The sequence below is a fragment of the Flavobacterium sp. RSP46 genome (assembly GCF_003984825.1).
GTDB lineage: Bacteria > Bacteroidota > Bacteroidia > Flavobacteriales > Flavobacteriaceae > Flavobacterium.
This window is the reverse complement of the sequence record NZ_RYDM01000001.1, coordinates 460573-475885: the sequence shown is the minus strand read 5'-3', so window position 1 is coordinate 475885 and position 15313 is coordinate 460573. Positions and strand designations below refer to the sequence as shown.

At 35.8% G+C, this 15313-nt stretch carries 11 protein-coding genes; 2 read left to right on the top strand and 9 right to left on the bottom strand.

All coding sequences use genetic code 11. From position 1 onward, the window contains the following. Positions 1-17: 17 nt before the first annotated feature. The 6 genes from EKM01_RS02110 to EKM01_RS02085 are packed head-to-tail and all read right to left on the bottom strand — an operon-like array spanning position 18 to position 8452. Positions 18-1490 carry a quinol:cytochrome C oxidoreductase gene (locus EKM01_RS02110; protein ID WP_126553155.1) on the bottom strand — a complete coding sequence of 491 codons (1473 nt, stop codon included), beginning with the start codon at positions 1488-1490 and terminating at the stop codon, positions 18-20. A 27-nt stretch (positions 1491-1517) separates the two neighbouring features. Further along, positions 1518-2063 (bottom strand): cytochrome c, encoded by a 546-nt coding sequence (locus EKM01_RS02105; RefSeq protein ID WP_126458417.1) that lies wholly within the window; start codon positions 2061-2063, stop codon positions 1518-1520. 8 nt (positions 2064-2071) lie between these two features. Continuing rightward, positions 2072-2596 (bottom strand): DUF3341 domain-containing protein, encoded by a 525-nt coding sequence (locus tag EKM01_RS02100; protein ID WP_126458413.1) that lies wholly within the window; start codon positions 2594-2596, stop codon positions 2072-2074. Next, on the bottom strand, positions 2589-3992 hold the full coding sequence (gene nrfD, locus EKM01_RS02095) for an NrfD/PsrC family molybdoenzyme membrane anchor subunit (protein WP_126458410.1): 1404 nt from the start codon (positions 3990-3992) through the stop codon (positions 2589-2591). Before nrfD ends, EKM01_RS02100 begins: the two co-directional genes overlap by 8 nt. A gap of 39 nt (positions 3993-4031) precedes the next feature. Then, complete coding sequence (locus EKM01_RS02090; protein WP_126766592.1) at positions 4032-7088, bottom strand: TAT-variant-translocated molybdopterin oxidoreductase; 3057 nt, start codon at positions 7086-7088, stop codon at positions 4032-4034. Positions 7089-7117: 29 nt separating this feature from the next. Continuing rightward, positions 7118-8452, bottom strand: coding sequence for a c-type cytochrome (locus EKM01_RS02085; protein WP_126766589.1), 1335 nt, complete (start codon positions 8450-8452; stop codon positions 7118-7120). A gap of 215 nt (positions 8453-8667) precedes the next feature. On the opposite strand from EKM01_RS02085, the gene EKM01_RS02080 reads away from it, so the two are divergent. After that, the gene (locus EKM01_RS02080) at positions 8668-9057 is read left to right on the top strand and encodes an SPOR domain-containing protein (protein ID WP_126458404.1); all 390 of its coding nucleotides are present in this window, start codon (positions 8668-8670) and stop codon (positions 9055-9057) included. 414 nt (positions 9058-9471) lie between these two features. Here the strand turns inward: EKM01_RS02080 and infB are convergent, their stop codons facing one another. The 3 genes from infB to rimP all read right to left on the bottom strand — a co-directional run bounded on the left by infB (position 9472) and on the right by rimP (position 14213). Beyond that, positions 9472-12369, bottom strand: a complete 2898-nt coding sequence (gene infB / locus EKM01_RS02075; protein WP_126458402.1) for a translation initiation factor IF-2 — start codon at positions 12367-12369, stop codon at positions 9472-9474. A 112-nt stretch (positions 12370-12481) separates the two neighbouring features. Continuing rightward, complete coding sequence (nusA, locus tag EKM01_RS02070) at positions 12482-13735, bottom strand: transcription termination factor NusA (RefSeq protein ID WP_126453830.1); 1254 nt, start codon at positions 13733-13735, stop codon at positions 12482-12484. 13 nt (positions 13736-13748) lie between these two features. Further along, positions 13749-14213 carry a ribosome assembly cofactor RimP gene (rimP, locus tag EKM01_RS02065; RefSeq protein ID WP_126459084.1) on the bottom strand — a complete coding sequence of 155 codons (465 nt, stop codon included), beginning with the start codon at positions 14211-14213 and terminating at the stop codon, positions 13749-13751. 176 nt (positions 14214-14389) lie between these two features. Here rimP and EKM01_RS02060 point away from each other — a divergent pair, with 176 nt between their 5' ends. Beyond that, positions 14390-15214, top strand: a complete 825-nt coding sequence (locus EKM01_RS02060) for a universal stress protein (RefSeq protein ID WP_126553146.1) — start codon at positions 14390-14392, stop codon at positions 15212-15214. Positions 15215-15313 lie beyond the last annotated feature (99 nt).

The following is a 15313-nucleotide window of genomic DNA, read 5'->3' as shown; positions in this document are numbered from 1 at the left end:
GTTTTTTTCTTTAAATATTAATAATGGAAATGTTTACTTTCTTCAATAAATGGATTTCTTTTTGGCAACAAAGGAACTTTTGTCAATGCTGTAAAAACAACATATATAAATAATCCAAGGAAGAAAAGAACAGAAGCTATCTCTGAAACCCCAATGAACCATCTGTCTCCAACAGTTCCTGGCATAATCATGTTGAAAAAGTCTATATAATGTCCAACCAAAATAACGGCACCTGCCATGACTAAAACCCATGTAATTCTTTTAAAATCAGTATTAACTAAGATCAACAAAGGAAATACAAAATTCATAACCACAGCACCAAAGAACGGAATATTATATAATTCGATTCTAGTTATATAATAAGTTACCTCTTCCGGAATATTAGCATACCAAATAAGCATATATTGTGAAAACCATAAATAAGTCCAAAATATACTAAAACCGAACATGAATTTTGCTAAATCATGAATATGACTCGTATTAACGTGCTCTAAAAAACCTCTAGATTTCAAATACAAAGTAACTAATGCTATCGTGGTGATTCCACTAACAAAGAAACTTGAAAAAACATACCACCCAAATAAAGTACTAAACCAATGTGGATCGATAGACATAATCCAGTCCCAGGACATTATCGATTCTGTAACAATAAAGAAAACTAAGAAGACAGCCGATAATTTAAAGTTTTTCTTGTAAAATAAATCATCACTAGCATCATCTTGCGCTAAACAATATTTTCTAGAAAAATAGTGATACAAATTCCAACCAGTCAAAAATATAGCTGCCCTAATAATCCAAAAAGGAAAATTTAAATACCCCGCTTTATTCGCAATTAATTTATCCGTAGCAACAACTTCAGGATCTAACCATATAAAAAGATGATTAAGATGAAGACCACATAACAATAATACTATAAAAAAGACAACAGACCCTACTGGTAAATAAGACGTTATACCCTGCATAACTCTAAACAAAACAGGCGACCAACCAGCCTGAGCTACTTGTTGAATAGCATAAAAAGCTAAAACACCCAAAGACACCAACATAAAGAATATACAGGCAACATAAAAAGCAGCCCATGGCTTATTTTGCAACTGATGCAAAACATGATTCAAATGTTCCGCATGTTCCGCATGTTTCACTTCTTCACTAATTTCATGTTCACCCTTTTTTACAGCTACTTCGGTGTGTAACGAATTCTCATGAACTTCATTAATAACTTCTGAAGTGCTGTCCGTAGGCGATACTATTGCATTGCCCTCTTTTGTACTTTGAGCTTCCTCGTGCCCGTTAGAAACAACATGCTCTTCAACAGGTTTTGAAGTTTCATGTTTAACTTCTCCATGACTACCATGGCTTTCAGCAGCAAGAAGAGTTTCAACTTCTTGAATATCCTTTGGTGCACTCCAAAAACCATATCCAATCCCTAATACGCCTATGGCCATTAAGAGGAAAGAAAAAGTTTTTAATTTACTTGAAAATGTATACATATCTATTACGATCAGTTTGTTCAACAATTATAATTCGCTTTTTAGTTTTAGAACATAGTCAGTAACCAACCAACGTTCATGGGCACTCAACTGGTTTGCATGCGAGCCCATAGAATTCAAACCATACGTTATTACATGATAAATACTTCCCTCAGTAATAACTCTATCTTTATAACTAGGAACACCCAGAAATTTTTCTCTTTCTACCAGTTTACCTTTACCGTTTCCAGAAGCACCGTGGCAACTGATACAATAAATTTCAAAAAGTTCTTTTGCCTTTTCAGGTTCTCTACTTAAGGAGTCTAAAGGAGATTTAAGATTCACTTTAGCTAACTCATATCCAGCCGTAGAGTTTTCGTATTCAAAAGGCTCAAACCCTCGGTTTATGGATCCTTGAGCAGGAAGTTGTCCTTCTTTACCATTTTTAAATGCATTTGATTCAGAATAAGTTTCATACCCTACTGACTCATACATATTTGGAAAATACTGATAGTTTGGTGCCGCATTATTATGGCAGGAGGAAACTAAAATAGTTATACCAAATAAAAGTGTTATTTTATATACGCTTTTCATATCTATAATTAATGCTTTTCTATTACTTTAACTTCTACAGCTCCCGTGCTTTGGAAAAAAGAAACTAATTCCTCTTCATTATTGTTTACAGCAACTTCCATTAAAAAATGGTCATCTGTGGTTCTTACATCAGGATTTTCCGCTTCTTTGAAAGGCCATAATTTACTTCTCATATAAAAAGTAATAACCATTAAGTGAGCAGAAAAGAACACTGTAAGTTCAAACATAATTGGAACAAAAGCTGGCATATTTTCAATATAACTGAAACTTGGCTTTCCACCAATATCCTGAGGCCAATCTTGAATCATTATATAATTCATCATGGCTGTTGCTACCGAAATACCTACGCAACCATACAGGAAAGCACAAATCGCTAATCTCGTTGGTGCGATTCCCATAGCTTTATCCAAACCGTGTACAGGGAATGGAGTAAAAACTTCTTCAATATGATGATGGGCTGCTCGGGTTTTTTTAACCGCATCCATCAAAATATCATCGTCATTATAAATGGCGTATATTACTTTATTACTCATGGTGTGAATCTTTATTTGCTTCTCTTTCTCTTTTGTAATTATCTCCGGTTCCTTTTAAAATTGTTTTCACCTCTGCCTGAGCTATCACAGGAAATGTTCTGGAATAGAGTAAAAACAGTACGAAGAAGAATCCTATAGTTCCAATAAAAATTCCAATATCAACAAATGTAGGAGAGAACATTGTCCATGAAGATGGCAAATAATCCCTGTGCAATGAAGTTACAATGATTACAAATCTTTCAAACCACATTCCAATATTCACTACAATTGAAATTATAAAGGAAAACATAATACTTGTTCTTAATTTTTTAAACCACATGAATTGTGGAGAAAAAACATTGCAAGTCATCATAGACCAATAAGCCCACCAGTACGGTCCAGTAGCTCTGTTTAAAAAGGCATATTGTTCATACTCTACACCGGAATACCATGCAACAAATAATTCCGTAATATAAGCAACACCTACAATTGAACCTGTAATCATGATTACGATATTCATCAATTCAATGTGTTGAACTGTGATATAAGCTTCTAAATTTGAAACTTTTCTCATAATAATCAGCAACGTATTTACCATTGCAAACCCTGAGAAAACTGCTCCAGCAACAAAGTAAGGCGGAAAAATTGTAGTATGCCAGCCAGGAATAACTGACGTGGCAAAATCCATTGATACAATTGTGTGCACCGAAAGCACAAGCGGAGTTGCTAAACCTGCAAGAACTAAAGAAACTTCTTCAAATCGTTGCCAGTCTTTTGCTCTACCGCTCCAACCAAAACTCAATATAGAATATACTCTTTTATTAAAAGGAGTTATTGCTCTGTCACGCAACATGGCAAAATCAGGTAATAAACCAGTCCACCAAAATACTAATGAAACAGAAAGATAGGTAGAAATTGCAAATACATCCCAAAGTAATGGTGAGTTAAAATTCACCCAAAGAGAACCAAATTGATTCGGAATTGGTAAAACCCAATAGGCTAACCATGGACGACCCATGTGAATAATTGGAAATAAACCTGCCTGGATAACAGAGAAAATTGTCATTGCTTCAGCAGAACGGTTAATAGCCATTCTCCAACGCTGACGGAAAAGCAATAATACTGCCGAAATTAAAGTTCCAGCATGACCAATACCAACCCACCAAACAAAGTTCGTGATATCCCAAGCCCATCCAACAGTTTTATTTAACCCCCATGTTCCAATACCTGTAGAAACAGTGTAAATTATACAGCCTAAACCCCAAAGGAAGGCTATTAATGCAATTGAAAATACAATCCACCAATGTTTATTTGCTTTACCTTCAACAGGTGCTGCTACATCTACAGTTACATCATGATAAGTTTTATCACCTATAACTAAGGGTTTTCTAATGGTTGCTTCGTAGTGAGACGACATAATCCTTTATATTGATTCTTAATTAATTCTTTTTTTGTACTAAGTATTTCTAACTTTAACGTGATAAATCACATTAGGTTTTGTTCCAACATGCTCCAACAAATGATACATCCTTTCGTCAGCAACTAAGGCAGCCACTTCCGCATCTTTATCATTTATATCTCCAAATTTCATTGCTCCATTAGAACAAGCATTTGAACATGCCGTTTGGAATTCACCATCAATGATTACTCTTCCTTCGTTTTTAGCTTTCAAAATAGTTGCTTGTGTCATTTGAATACACATTGAACATTTTTCCATAACTCCACGAGAGCGAACATTAACATCCGGATTCAATACCATACGTCCTAAATCATCATTCATATGATAATCAAATTCACTGTTTTTGTTGTATAAAAACCAGTTAAAACGACGTACTTTATACGGACAGTTGTTAGCACAATAACGCGTACCAACGCATCTGTTATAAGCCATATGATTTTGACCTTGACGCGAGTGTGAAGTTGCCGCTACTGGACAAACTGTTTCACAGGGCGCATGGTTACAATGTTGACACATTACAGGCTGAAAGGAAACTTGAGGATTATCACCTGCCTTTTCCATTTCATTAAATGTAGATAATGAACTTGATAAACCTGCTATATTTTCTTTTCTTTCGTTATCACCTTCAAAAGTACTTTCGGAAGAATAATACCTGTCAATACGCAACCAGTGCATATCACGACTTCTTCTAATCTCAGCTTTCCCTACTACAGGAACGTTATTTTCAGCATGACATGCTATCACACAAGCACCACAACCGGTACATGAATTTAAATCTATAGAAAGATTAAAATGATGCCCGACAGAACGATCAAATGAAGACCACAAATCTACCTTAGTAGCCTCTACCTCCTTATGATCCAATGACACCATAGGTTGAGGATTCCAGATTTGAGCATCTTTTGTATTAAAAATTTCTAAAGATGTTTCTTTTATAATATCCCCTCTTCCCATCAATGTTTTCTGACCTTGAACACAAGCAAACTCATGTTCACCTTCAGCTTTCACCAAGGTTATTGACTGTACATTATTGAAACCTTTATATAAAGAATAGGCATTTAAACCCACCATCATTTCTTCCTTCAAAGCCGCTTTGCGACCGTACCCTAACGCCAAGCCAATAGTACCAACAGCCTGACCCGGTTGCACAATTACAGGAACATTTTCTAATTTAATTCCGTCTGCTGTGGTAATGCTAGCATAACTTCCGTTTAACCCCCCATTAGCAACAATTTCATTCGAAAGATCATATTTCTTAGCATCAGCATTCGAAACCGTAAGATAGTTATCCCAAGAAACTCTTGTAATTGGATCCGGAAATTCTTGTAACCAAGGGTTGTTTGCTTGTTGTCCATCCCCTAAACCAGTTTTGGTGTATAAAACAAGTTCTAGTCCTTCAGAAGCTTTTGATTGTGCCAAAGCAGTTGCAGCAGCACCATAATCAGCAGAACCTGCAGCTACAGTTGGTACAACACCCACATAAACACCATCATGCAACACTTTATTCCAAGAAGAACCTGCTATTATTGTCGAAGCATTCCCTTTAATATAATCGTAAAATGTACCAGTCATTCCATTTAAAGACAACAATACATCCTGAAATTGTTTGGTATTAAAAAGAGGACGGATCGTAGGCTGAGTAATCCCATAAGTTCCTTTGGTGAAACTTACATCATTCCATGATTCCAAATAATGAGGAACAGCTGCTGCAATTGTACTTACTAAAGCCGTTTCATCTTCTTTCAAAGAAAAAGATACTGATGTATTAACTTTCTTCAGTGCTTCAACAAAAGAAGTGCTGTCTGGTAAAGTATAGACTGGATTAACACCACTCATAATCAACGTATGAACACTTCCTGCTTTCATATCATTAATTAATTGATTCACTTTTTCATTTGAACCTTTTCTGATTTGTCTTACACCAGAGGTAGTAAAAGCCTCACTGGCCAATGCTTGATTCACAGCCAAAACTACTAACTGAGCATTTTTATCTTGAATACCAGAAACTAAAACTCCTTTTGCACCTGCAGCTTTTAACTGCTGAGCCGCTTTAGTAACTTCAGCTTTAAATTTATCTTCTAAAGTTACGCCAACAGAAGAACCTGTTACCACATTATAAATATGAACTAACGCTTGCTTTTGATTAGCCGTAGACATTGGCAAACGTTTATCAGCTGCAGCACCCGAGAGTGTCATATTAGCTTCTAACTGAAAATGACGAGACATTTTTCCTGCTTTTGGCACTCTTCCTTGCGTATAACCCGAATCATAACCCCCGCCTTGCCAGTCTCCAAGAAAATCAGCTCCAACAGAAACGATAAGAGATGCTTTTGAAAAATCATAATTAACTAAAGCTCTTTCTCCATAAACAGTTTCAAAAGCATCTAATGCTTCCGAAGAAGAAACAGCATCGTAAACAACATGTTTCGCATTTGGATTTTTGGCAATAAATTCAGCAATAAGCTTTTCTGATGATGGACTCGCCAGTGTATTAGTCAAAAGCACCACTTGACCGCCTTTTGCAGCAGCAGCAGCGATACTAGACTTTATTTTAGAATCAACAGCAGACCAAGCCGCATTTTTACCTTCTATCTTTGGTTCCTTCAAACGCATACTGTCGTATAACGAAAGAATAGAAGCATGAATTCTTGCATTAGCACTAAACGCAGCACCTTGAATAGTATTATTATCTATTTTAATAGGGCGCCCTTCGCGTGTTTTCACCAAAAGATTTGCAAAGTCAAAACCATCAAAAACTGACGTTGCATAATAATCGGCTACTCCGGGGATAATTTGTTCCGGCTGAAGCACGTAAGGAATAGACTTGTTAACCGGTCCTTCACAAGCCGCAAGCGTGGCTGCTGCTGTGCTAAAACCAACGTACTTTAAAAAATCACGACGTGATGTTGACGAAGATGACAAAGTACCATCATTTCCTAAAAATTCATCCGTAGGAATTTCTTCAACAAATTCGTTATTTCTAAGGGCCTCAACAACAGAACTATTTTGATCTAGCTCTTCAACACTTTTCCAGTATTTTTTGTTTGATGACATATATAAATATTAAAATCTTAATAATTTGATTAATAATGGCATTTACCACATTCTAAACCTCCCATTTGAGCCGCAGTCAACTTATCTACACCGTATTTCTTAGAAAGCTCCTCGTGAATCTTAGTATAATATTCATTGCCTTCCATTTTTACCTCAGTTTTCCTGTGACAATCAATACACCAACCCATTGTTAAAGGAGCGAATTGTTTTTGAATCTCATATTCTTGTACTGGACCGTGACAAGTTTGACATTCAATACCAGCCACCGTTACGTGTTGCGAGTGATTAAAATAAACAAAATCCGGCAAGTTATGAATACGAACCCATTTTACAGGCTGTGTTTTACCTGTGTACGTTTGAGTTGTTTGATCCCAACCAACTGCTGTATATAATTTCTGAATTTGCTCATCATAAAACGCCTTACTGTATTCAGGAGTAGCTGTTGTTTCAGCAACTTCAGCAATATTCTTATGACAATTCATACAAACATTCAATGAAGGAATTCCAGCATTCTTACTAACTCTTGCCGAGGAGTGACAATACTTACAGTTGATCTCATTATCTCCAGCATGTATTCTATGAGAATAATGAATCGGCTGAACTGGCGCATAATCCTGGTCAACACCAATTTGCATCAGATAACCATATACAAAATACGCACTCGCCAACAACAAAAACACAGAAGTAACCAATACTAAAAACTGATTTCTAACAAACGATTTCCAAATAGGTGTTGTTGGAGTTTTTGGAGCAACTTCAATACCATTTGCTTTTGCTACTTTAGTTAACACATTATTTACAAGAAACAACATTACCACAAGAACTAACATCACCAAGGACAAAGCCCCTAAAATAATATTATTCGAAACCCCACTGTCTGCATCAGCTGTTCCCGGAACCGCCTCAGTACCTGAAGCTGCTGCAGGAGCCTCCGCTTTTGGCTCTGAAGTGTAAGCAATTATATTATCAATATCAGCATCCGATAATTGAGGAAAAGCAGACATTACGGCCTTGTTATTTTCCTCATAAACTTTTACAGCTTGAGCATCTCCTGATTTGATAAGATCTGAACTATTACTAACCCACTTATGAAGCCATGAAGCATCATATTTAGCACCCACGCCTCTAAGAGCCGGTCCTGTTGCTTTCGCATCAAGTTTGTGACATGCCGCACAGTTAGCATTAAAAAGCTCTTTACCCTTAACCGGATCAGCACTTTGTGAAGTAGCTGTAGCATCCGCAGTAACATCCGCTACTGCTGGAGTAGCTTCTTGAGCAAATGAAGTAAAGGAAACAGACAGCATTAAAGCTATGCTAAGAATTAATTTCCTTGAGATCGAATTATGGTTACCCACCTTTTTCATATAGTATAATGATTATCTACTAAAAATTGGCACAGTTTTTTCTAATTATTTTTATAAAAACTGATCCTTTATTTTAAACTTGCACAAAAATACGACTTAAGAACTACTCTCAAAACCTTAAAATAGTCTTAATTTCAATTTATATCTATTCTAAATAATATTCTGAGTTTAGTATGATTTATTAAATAGTACTTTTACACAAAAACAATCACATTATGAGAATTTTAGCCTCCAAAAAAGCTTTTTTTATCACTATTGCATTTTGTATATCTTATATACATGCAATTGCACAAGACAAAAACTTAACCGTTAATCAAGACCCTAAATTTGAACAATTACTAAATGAAAAGAGAAAAACAAATATTTCTAATGCTATAAATGACCAATATAAAATTCAAATATTTAGTGGCGAAAGTGAAAAAGCAAGAAACACTCTTAATCAATTTAGACAACAATTTCGAGATATTGACGGCACCATTATTTTTTTTACTCCAAACTACAAAGTTTGGGTTGGGAATTTCAAAACACGAATTGAAGCAGAACGAAATCTAATAGAGATCAAAAAAAGCTATTCCAATGTACATTTGATAAAGCCTAACAAATAAAACAGCATCAGTAATCATGCATCTCCTATTTTAAAAAAACCACTTCAAAAGTGGTTTTTTTGTTTTTATAATTGGATTAAAAAAAACCAAAGACAATTGAAAAATAGCAAAATTATCCTCTAATAAACTTAAAAAATATTCAAATTATATAAAATCAAGCTCTCTATTATTTGAAATAAGCAAAAAACTTTAAATCAGGATGACATAAACGAATAAGCTCAGTTCAACACAAACTCCTATCCCACTCTCGATTAAATAAAAAAAAGTTGTCACTTTTCCTTAACAAATAAAAATCAGTGTTAAAAACAAAAAACTTTTATTCAGCCATTAAAAAAGCTTTTCAAGACTAAACCTGTCTTTGTTTAAAACAAAAAAATCCCGACTAGTCGGGATTTTAATTAAAACAATATAATTCTATTTCAATTTCTTCTTAATTGCTACCTCATGGTAAGATTCAATAACATCTCTTTCTTCAATGTCATTATATCCCTTGATCTGAATTCCACAATCATAGCCTTTAGCAACCTCTTTAACATCATCTTTGAAACGTTTCAATGCTATCAGTTCACCTGTATGCACCACCACACCATCTCTAATGATTCTCATTTTAGCGCTTCTGGAAATTTTACCGTCCATTACCATACAACCCGCAATAGAACCTACTTTAGAGATTTTGAATATCTCTCTAATCTCCGCTGTACCCAGAATTTCTTCTTTCATTTCTGGAGCTAACATCCCTTCCATGGCATCTTTCAAGTCATCAATTGCAGCATAAATAATAGAATAGTAACGGATATCAATTTCTTCTTTATCTGCTAATTGTCTTGCGTTTCCAGCAGGACGAACATTAAATCCGATGATGATTGCATCCGATGCCGAAGCCAACATTACGTCAGTTTCTGTAATTGCACCAACCCCTTTATGAATAATATTAATTTGAATTTCTTCGGTAGATAATTTAGAGAACGAATCAGACAATGCTTCAACAGAACCATCCACATCTCCCTTAAGGATAATATTTAATTCTTTAAATTGACCCAATGCTATTCTACGTCCAATTTCATCCAATGTTATGTGTCGTTGTGTACGTACAGACTGCTCACGCATCAATTGAGAACGTTTTGAAGCAATTTGTTTGGCTTCTTTTTCATCTTCAAAAATATTGAACTTATCCCCTGCAGTGGCTGCTCCATCAAGACCCAGAACAGAAACCGGAGTTGAAGGTCCCGCAACTGTAACTATATTCCCTCTTTCATCATGCATGGCTTTTATCTTACCATGATGCTTCCCTGCTAACATATAATCACCAACTCGTAACGTTCCATGCTGTACTAATATGGTAGAAACATATCCTTTTCCTTTATCAAGAAATGCCTCAACCACTGTACCTTGAGCCGCTTTATTTGGATTTGATTTTAAATCTAACAGTTCCGCTTCTAACAATACCTTCTCTAATAATTCTTTGACACCTGTACCAACTTTTGCAGAGATATCATGAGATTGAATTTTCCCACCCCAATCTTCTACTAGTAAATTCATACCCGCTAATCTTTCTTTTACTTTTTCAGGATTGGCATTAGGCTTGTCAATTTTATTAATGGCAAATATAATAGGAACGCCTGCTGCTTGAGCATGACTGATCGCTTCTTTCGTTTGTGGCATGATGTCATCATCCGCAGCAATCACAATAATTGCAATATCCGTAACTTGAGCACCACGCGCACGCATCGCTGTAAAAGCTTCGTGACCCGGTGTATCTAAGAATGCAATTTTTTGTCCGTTATCCAAAGTTACTCCGTAGGCACCAATATGTTGTGTAATTCCTCCAGACTCCCCTGCGATTACGTTTTCTTTACGAACGTAATCCAGTAACGATGTTTTACCGTGATCTACGTGACCCATTACCGTAACAATAGGCGCTCTGAACACTAAATCTTCTTCTCTATCTGCAACAACCTGAATTGCTTCTTCAATATCTACCGTGATAAATTCAACTTCATAACCAAACTCATCCGCAACGATTGTCAATGTTTCCGCATCAAGACGCTGATTCATGGTAACCATGATTCCAAGCGACATACAAGTTCCAATAACTTTTGTAATTGGCACATCCATCATGATGGCAATTTCACCAACGGTAACAAACTCAGTAACCTTAATCGTTTTGCTTCCTTCGTCTATGGCTCTTTGCTCGTCATCTGATTTTTGACGGTGCGTATCTCTTTTATCTCTTCTATATTTAGCTGCTTTAGATTTACCTCCTTTTCCTTGAAGTTTTTCTAAAGTCTCTCTAATTTGGTTTTTTACTTCTTCTTCCGTAGGCTCTACTTTAGCAACAATAGCAGGTCTGTTTCCTCTTACGAAACCAGGTCTTGCACTTCTGTTAGCATTAAATCCGCCACCACCAACATTTGGCGTAATCTTGTTAGGATTTGGCGCTCCCGGAACTCCTGGAACTGCAGGCGGCCTAGGAACTCCTGGTTTAGGAGCAATCCTTTTACGCTTGTTTTTATTTGCATTAGCCGCAGCCGATCCTGGAGCACCCGGTTTATTAGGAGTGATTTTAGGTTCTTCTTTTTTCTTTTTTGGTTTGTTGAATTGTGACAAATCAATGATCTGCCCTGTCAAAGTAGTTCCTGATAATTTTTGATATTGCGTTGTGATGGTTTCATCAACAGGCACGTCATCAGTTTTAGCAATTTCCGTTTTCACTACCTCTTTTGGTTCAGCAGGGACTGCTTTTACAGTCTCTTTTTTTACCTCTTTAATTCCAACAACCGGTTTTATCTCTTTTTTATCTGAAACAGGTTTTTCTTCTAAAGGTTTTTCTGGCGACAGTTTTTCTGTTGAAGCTTCTTTTTGAATTGCTTTCACCTCAGCTACTTTAGCAACTGGAGTCTCCACTTTTTCAACCGCTTTCACAGGAGTGACGATGGAAGGTTTTTTAGGATTAAGATCAATCTTACCTACCTGAACAGGACCCGCTATAACTGCTCTCGCTTTTATAACTTCTTGCTGTTTCAGACGCTCTTCCTCAATCTTACGTTTGTCTTCGATTTCTTTCTCTCGTTCTAAACGCAAAGCCTCTTTTTCTTTTCTTTTTTCTTCCCCAACTTCTTTCGAAGCTTCTTTATTCCCTTTGTCACCTGCAAACTGACCGCACAAGACATTGTATACATCATCAGAAATTTTTGTGTTTGGGTTTGCTTCAATAGCTATCCCTTTATCTTTTAGATAATCCACAGCTCTTTCCAAAGAAATATTCAATTCCCTTAAAACTTTGTTTATTCTAATAATTCTCTCTTCAGACATAAAACCTTTTTATTATTACCTTTTTTGTTATTCCTCACTTTACTCCCGACTCGATACCTACCGAGCAAGAATTAATTGTAAAATGGCATGTTTATCGTTGAAGACTCAATGACTAACTGTCAAATTCTTCTTTCAATATTCTCATTACATCCAGAATCGTTTCCTCTTCCAGGTCTGTTCTTCGTACTAAATCTTCTACATCTTGTTTTAAGATACTTTTTGCAGTATCCAATCCAATTTTTGCAAATTCTTCAATAACCCAGTCTTCAATTTCATCTGAAAACTCTGTTAATTCAACATCATCATCATCAGCGGTAGCACCAGCAACATCACCTTCACGAATAACGTCTAATTCATAGCCCGTTAATAAGCCCGCTAATTTGATATTGTGTCCCCCACGACCAATCGCTTTTGAAACTTCTTCAAGCTTCAAGAAAACCTCTGCTCTTTTAGTCTCTTCATTGATCTTGATCGAAGATACTTTTGCAGGGCTTAATGCTCTTGTGATAAACAATTGAATGTTGCTTGTATAATTGATAACATCTATATTCTCATTACCTAATTCACGCACGATTCCATGAATACGAGACCCTTTCATACCTACACAAGCCCCCACAGGATCTATTCTGTCGTCATAAGAATCAACAGCTACTTTTGCTTTTTCGCCGGGTATCCTAACCACTTTCTTTACCATGATTAAACCATCAAATACTTCCGGAATTTCTTGCTCAAACAATTTTTCCAAGAACTTCTCCGAAGTTCTAGACATAATAATTTGAGGTTTATTTCCCTTCAACTCAACGCTTTCAATTATCCCTCTGACATTATCTCCCTTGCGGAAAAAATCAGAAGGTATTTGTTTTTCTTTTGGCAAAATAATTTCATTGCCTTCATCATCAACTAAAATCACAACTCTTGGACGCACATGGTGCACTTCGGCGGTGTAAATATCTCCTATTAAATCTTTAAACTGCTTGTAAAGATTGGTGTTATCGTGTTCATGAATTTTAGAAATCAAATTCTGACGCAAAGCTAAAATTGCTCTTCTTCCTAAATCAATTAATTTAACTTCTTCAGAAACCTCTTCTCCAATTTCAAAATCAGGCTCTATTTTTCTAGCTTCAGTCAATGTAATTTCAAGGTGATCAAAATCCAAGTCTTCATCCGCAACAATTACTCTTCTTTGCCAAATCTCCATATCTCCTTTATCAGGATTTATAATGATATCGAAATTATCATCTGAACCGTATTTTTTTTTCAATGCATTTCTAAATACATCTTCTAAAATTGCCATAAGCGTTACACGATCAATAAGTTTATCATCTTTAAACTCTGAGAATGAATCGATCAATGCTAAATTTTCCATGCGAATTCTTTAATTAAAATGTTACTGTAACAATTGCTTCTTTAATGTCTCCATAAGGTAGTTTAAGTTCTTTTTGAACGGTCTCCTTCCCTTTACCAATCTTTTTTGGCTCTCTTGCTTCCCATGACAAAATTACAAAATCATCATTAGCTTCCACTAATTCCGCTTCAATTATTTCTGCTCCAGTCTTCACAATCAATGTACGCCCTATATTTTTCTTGTATTGTCTGATCAATTTCAATGGAGATCCTACTCCTACCGAAGCCACTTCTAAAGAAAAATCCTGCTCCTCACGGTCCAGGTTATTGTCTAGTGAACGGCTCACATCAATACAATCCTGAAGCGCTACTCCATTATCTCCATCCAAGGTCACAATAACCTTAAAAGCATCCGTGATAATCAGGTCTATCAAAAAAATTGACGGCTTCTCTAACAGGCCTTCTGCCAATAACGTGTTTACTTTCTCTTTAAATGTCATATGCTTATAAAAAGAGGGGACATTTAGTCCCCTCATTATCTAGATTTTAATAAATAACGGTGCAAATATAGTGTTTTTTTTTATAAACCAAAATAATCGATTGCTCTAAAATAATTTCTTATCTTTAATGAACAATTCAAAACAACAGTTTTACCATAATTTAACACGCTGTAATTATGAAACGTATTTTAGTCCCAACCGATTTTTCTGATCATGCCGGAAACGCTCTAAAAGTGGCTGCTGTAATTGCAAGAAAAAACAAGTGTGAAATATTCCTATTGCATTTGTTAGAACTCCCAAACCACATGAATGACTCTGTTACTGGAGCAGACATTACTCCGGCGCTTATGTTGTTCATCAAAAAAGTTAACGAAAACCTTCAAAAAATAAAAGAACAGCCCTATTTGAAAGGAATTCCGGTACATGTCTCTGTACAATTTGAAAAAGCTTTTAGCGGTATTTTATCCTTTAACAAAAAGAATAAAATTGATTTAATCGTTATGGGCTCTCATGGCACTTCAGGCATTGAAGAAATCATTATTGGCTCTAATACTGAAAAAGTGGTCCGACTCTCCGAAATTCCAGTTTTAGTTATAAAAAAAGATGTAGGTAAATTAAAATTTAAAAATTTCGTCTTTGCCTCTGATTTTTCAAAAGAAGCTAAAAAGCCTTTTAAAAAAATGATGGAGTTCGCGAAGATCTTTGATGCCAATTTGTTTTTAGTAATGATTTGCACACCCAATAGTTTTAAGACCACTCTTGCTGCCGAAAAAGTGATGGGTGCTTTTATGGCTGATTTTGACCTTCCAAATTACTCCTCACACCTCTTCAATGATGCGAACATTGAAAGTGGAATAATCAATTTTTCAAAAACAATAGATGCTGATTTAATTGGACTTTGCACCCATGGCAGAACTGGGCTAGCACATTTTTTTAACGGAAGCATCAGTGAGGACTTAGTAAACCACACCACCAGACCTGTTATCACTTTTAGAATTTAACTCCTTTTGGCTTTGCAAATAACAACTGACCAACTTCATTCTCTTATCCCGGAAACCCCAACAAACTCTACTCAGAATTTAGTATATAAAAAAACCTCT